General features: G+C 68.3%; 4 protein-coding genes and 1 pseudogene. 1 reads left to right on the top strand and 4 read right to left on the bottom strand.

Annotation, left to right across the window (positions count from 1 at the left end; all coding sequences use genetic code 11):
- Both ACWGI8_RS33080 and ACWGI8_RS33075 read right to left on the bottom strand, forming a co-directional pair.
- A partial coding sequence (locus ACWGI8_RS33080; protein WP_453666598.1) for a helix-turn-helix domain-containing protein occupies positions 1–446 on the bottom strand: 446 nt, incomplete at its 3' end.
- On the bottom strand, positions 443–1,171 hold the full coding sequence (locus tag ACWGI8_RS33075; RefSeq protein WP_453666596.1) for a peptidoglycan-binding protein: 729 nt from the start codon (positions 1,169–1,171) through the stop codon (positions 443–445). The genes ACWGI8_RS33080 and ACWGI8_RS33075, both read right to left, overlap by 4 nt.
- 262 nt (positions 1,172–1,433) lie before the next feature.
- On the opposite strand from ACWGI8_RS33075, the gene ACWGI8_RS33070 reads away from it, so the two are divergent.
- Complete coding sequence (locus ACWGI8_RS33070; protein WP_453666595.1) at positions 1,434–1,829, top strand: hypothetical protein; 396 nt, start codon at positions 1,434–1,436, stop codon at positions 1,827–1,829.
- A gap of 79 nt (positions 1,830–1,908) precedes the next feature.
- On the opposite strand, the pseudogene ACWGI8_RS33065 reads toward ACWGI8_RS33070, so the two are convergent.
- Both ACWGI8_RS33065 and ltrA read right to left on the bottom strand, forming a co-directional pair.
- Positions 1,909–2,349 (bottom strand): annotated as a pseudogene (locus ACWGI8_RS33065) (IS30 family transposase); the annotation flags it as partial.
- A gap of 73 nt (positions 2,350–2,422) precedes the next feature.
- Complete coding sequence (ltrA, locus tag ACWGI8_RS33060) at positions 2,423–4,225, bottom strand: group II intron reverse transcriptase/maturase (RefSeq protein ID WP_453666594.1); 1,803 nt, start codon at positions 4,223–4,225, stop codon at positions 2,423–2,425.
- Between the last annotated feature and the right edge of the window lie 254 nt (positions 4,226–4,479).

Raw genomic sequence — 4,479 nt, 5'->3', positions numbered from 1 at the left:
GCGGAGTCCGCGGACGCCGGGGGTCGCGCCGAGCCCTCGTCTCCCCGCGCGGCCAGTGCCGTCGTCACGGCGCCGGCCACCACCGCACCAGCGCACACCAGGAGCACGGCGGGCCCAAGGCGCGGCGCCGTTCGCCACGTACGGCGGGGCGGTACCGGGACGTTCTTGGCCACTGCGGCTGTTGCCGGTGCCGACCGCCCGCTCCACGTGGCGTCGGCCAGCTCCCAGAGCGCGAGCAGCCGTTCCACCGGCTCTCCGGCCAGCGCGCACAGGGCCTGCACCGCCTGCCGCGGCACCGGCTGCTTGCCGTTGAGGTAACGCTCCCAGGACGACTTGCTGTACGGGGTGCGTGCGGCGAGTGCGGCCAGACTCAGCCCCGTGCGCTGACGCAACTCCCTCAGGTGGGCGGCGAGTTCACCGCACTCCACCGCCTCGCGCGCGGTCACCTGCGCAACTCCCCCCAGGTGTCGGGCCCGACGATCCCGTCCTGGACCAGCCCGCGCTTCTTCTGGAACTTCCGTACGGCGGCCTTGGTCCGTTCCCCGTACACACCGTCTTTCGTACCGGGGTCGAATCCGTTGCGTTCGAGCAGGCACTGGGCCTCAGCCACGGCCGGCCCGCGGCTGTCGATGTCGAGCAGCGCCTCGCGGGTCACGCTGTGCCCCGCGTACGGCATTGCGTCCTTCTCCCCCTTCTCGCAGCTGTACGTCACCGGCGCGGCAGGCTCGTTCTGCCACAGCCGCGCGGTCGCGAGCCCGGCGCCGAACGCGAGGACGAGAGCAAGGGCGAGAACGGTGAGTGTGGCAGCGCCGCGGGCTCCGGAAGTCCGCACGGGTGCGCCCTGCGTGCTCCCAGCGGCCTCGGGGGGCACGTCCGCCCCGTCGTCCACGGGCGCCGCCTGCCCGGACTCCTTCGTGCGTGCCGCCACCTCGTGCAGGACGAGCAGCCGCGTCGGCGCCGTGCCGGTCACCGCCGCCAGCTCCTCGACGGCCTGACGCGGCACGGGCTGCTTACCGTTGAGATACCGCTCCCAGGACGAGCGGCTGTACGCGGTCCTGGACGCCAGCGCGGCAAGGCTCAGGCCACTGTGGTCCTTGAGCCTGCGTAACTGGACGACGAGTTGGCGCTCACGTTCGTCGAGCGCGGCGGGCAGTTCCTTCCATCGGGTCATGTGAGATTCCCCCTCCTTCATGTCAGGGGAGCTTTGCCCGCGCGGGATGGTTCCCTCCGGCGCGCGCCTCCACTCGATCCGGACACGTCCCTTCGTCCCACGGCGGCGTCCTGGGACGCCATGTCCCAGCAGGTCGGCGGGGAGTTCGTCCCACAGCGGCCCGTACCGGCCGGCTCCCCTGGCACGGCCCGGAGTTGGCGCAGGACAGTCGTCGCCGTGCCGGGCTGCAGTGCCCGGCCGACAACGGAGGGAAGCGACATCCATGAACGCATGCAAGAGTCTCGCCCTCGCGACGGCGACGGTGGCCCTCGGCGGCGGGCTCGCCCTCGCCCCCGCGGCCGGTGCCGCCGAGGCGGGCAGCGGCGGCTCGGCCGCTGCCGCAGCCCCCACGTGCCGGCAGGACAGCATCACCGTGCCGTCCGACCGCGGCGCGGTGGCCTACTGGGAGTGCCGGCGCAAGGTCAACAACACGTGGCAGTCCAGCGTCCAGATCTGGGTGTACGACAAGAAGGCCGACGGCAAGTGCGTCTACGGCCACGTCAAGATCGGAGGGTGGTACAAGGCCTACAAGGCCTGCCCCCAGGGGAACAACGTCAGGGGAGCCCGCACCGGCTGGCACAACGGCTACGACGCCCAGGTCTGGATGACGATCCGCTGACCACGGCAGCAGGTACAGCAGTGGCCCGCACCCTCACGGGGCGCTTTCTAGTGGTCGTCGCAACACGTGGTTGGTTCGATCAGGCCGCGAGCAGTTTATGCAGGCGCTCGGCTGGGGTTTCCCAGCCGAGCGTTTTGCGTGGTCGTGAGTTGAGTTCCGCGGCGACGGTGTCAAGGTGATCGCGGGTGTGGACTGCGAGGTCGGTGCCCTTAGGGAAGTACTGCCGCAGCAGGCCGTTGGTGTTTTCGTTCGAGCCGCGCTGCCAGGGGCTGGCGGGGTCGCAGAAGTAGACCGGCATGTTCGCTGCCATCGCGAACTCGTGGTGGCGGCCCATCTCGCTGCCTTGGTCCCAGGTCAGCGACCTCTTCAGGTGGGGTGGCAGGGACTTGACGGTGTCCAGGAGCGCATCGCGCACCACCTCGGTGCCGCGCCCGTCGGGCAGGTGGACGAGCATCACGTAGCGCGTGGTGCGTTCCACCAGAGTGCCGATCGCGGACCCGCTGTCCTTGCCGATGATCAGTCGGGTAGCGGGGACGCATTGCTGCGTCCCCGCCCCCTCAGAACCGTGCAAGCAGTTGTTCACCGCACACGGCTCAAGCAAGCCTCAAGGGCTCGCGGCTAGGAGAAGGTGCAGAATTCGTCGGCCCGGCGGCTCCAATCCGCCGTTGACAGAGGGTGTGAAGGAGACGGAGCCGTTGATCGCCCGGTGAGTCACCGCCAGGGAACGCGACATACTGCTTGGAGATCGCCTTCCTGATGACGACCCGCCACGCTTCCCATTCCTGGGGGCTTCGCGGTGGGTGGTCGGCGTGCAACAGGAGTCCTCCGCAGATCGAACAGCGACCTTGCTGTGCCTGGAGCAGACGCACGGTGATGCCGTCGACCGGTGGAGGTGGTCCCTTGCGACGCCGCTCGGCCCAGTACGACTCAAGCGCCGGGTCGTCCGGAGACGCCCTGCCCTTGACCAGCTGATGCCGGACGATCTTCGTCCAGGAGAACTTGAGCAGGTAGGCGCCGCTGTCGCGGTCGCCGAACACCCACCGGTCCTTCCTGGCCTTGTTGAACCGGCCGAAGTACTTGTCGGATATCCAGTGCTTCGGCTTGTTCGGGTGGCTGTGTTTGGCCCACTTGTAAGTGAGCTTCCACATGTGATTGTCCAGCGCGGTGAAGACCTCGCTGGACACCACCGTCCGGTAGTAGGCCGACCAACCCCGCACGATCGGGTTGATCTTCTTGAGCACTGCTCCCGTGTTGGCCCCTCGCAGGGCCAGCATCTCGGCGCTCAGCCGTTCCCGGATCCGTCGTTGGGCCGCTGTGCTCGGCTTGATCAGCAGCTTGCCGTGATAGCGGCGGACGTTGAATCCCAGGAAGTCGAACCCGCTTTCCGCGTGGACGATGCGTGTCTTGTCCTCGTGGAAGGCGAGCCCCCTGGGCGTCAGCCATGCGGCCAGCCGTTCCTTGACCTGTTCGGCCTGTTCACGGCTGGTGCACATCGCGACAAAATCGTCTGCGTATCTCACCAGCACGGGACTGCCGCTCTGCGCGCTTCCGGCGTCTCTGCCGGTCGTGTAGTAGCGGACCCCTGCGGCTTCCTCCATCCCGTGCAGGGCCACGTTGAAGAGCAACGGGCTGATCACTCCGCCTTGCGGAGTTCCCGCTTCGGTCGGGGCGAAGCGATCTCGATCCACCGCCCCGGCCTTCAGCCACTGTCGGATCAGTCCCCGGGCGGGGAAGGTGCCGAGCGAGGCCATCAGCCGTTCATGGTCGATTCGGTCGAACGCCGCCGTCAGGTCCGCGTCGAGCACCCACACACGCTGCGGGTTCTTCCCGTTGAGCGTGGAGTAGATGGCCCCGATCGCGTCGTGACAGCCGCGGCCGGGCCGGAAGCCGTACGACTTCGGCTCGAACCGCGCTTCCCACTCGGGTTCCAGTGCACCAAGTGCCACGGCTTGCAGGCACCGGTCAACGATGACGGGAATCCCGAGGCCGCGCTTCTTCGTGGTCCCCGGTTTGAGGATGAGCACCCGCTTGACGGGCTTGGGGATCCACGGTCGGGCGCGGTGCTGGACCCAGTCGGCCAGGGCGGCCTTGGACTGGGACATCAGCACCACTTTCCCGTCGACTCCCGCCGTCGCGCGTCCTGCGTTGATCTCCGTGACCCGTCGCACGCTCAGGAGCGTGTTCGAGCGGGACCGGAGCATCAGCTTCTGCAAGTTGCGGACCTTCTTCAGGTCCCCTGCCTGCGATGCCGTGAAGATTCTCTGCCGCAGACGCCGTACGTCTTCCTCGGCCCGGCGCCAGTCGATCGACGCCCAGCCCAGGTCTTCGTCCTCGGGTCCGTTCACCGTCGCGACGTCGGGCGGGACGGTCGAGACCGCTCCGGCCGTGTCCGTCATGGTGTCCAACTTGTCCCTCGGTTCCGTCGTCCTTGTCCAGTGAGTCCGCACAGGCTCACCTGGCCCACGTCAGCACCCTTTCGGGTCCGGGTAGTGCACCCGTATCCGGACGGTTATGCGGAGCGACCAGCGGAGAGGCCGGTCATCATGCCCCGGGTTCCCGATTCCTTTCGGCTTCCGGCATTGGCTTCTTGGGCCATCCTGTTCCCGCTGGGGAGTTGAGCCTTCCTCGCGGTCGGCCGACCGGGCCACGA

This window comes from Streptomyces sp. NPDC054841, from assembly GCF_053611045.1.
Note: the sequence above shows the minus strand (reverse complement) of the source record. Positions and strands in the feature narration are given on the sequence as shown.

What these genes read in the sequence shown, in the direction of transcription:
- ACWGI8_RS33075 (WP_453666596.1), bottom strand. Translation starts at nt 1,171, where the DNA reads ATGACCCGATGGAAGGAACTGCCCGCCGCGCTCGACGAACGTGAGCGC.
- ACWGI8_RS33070 (WP_453666595.1), top strand. Translation starts at nt 1,434, where the DNA reads ATGAACGCATGCAAGAGTCTCGCCCTCGCGACGGCGACGGTGGCCCTC.
- ltrA (WP_453666594.1), bottom strand. Translation starts at nt 4,225, where the DNA reads ATGACGGACACGGCCGGAGCGGTCTCGACCGTCCCGCCCGACGTCGCG.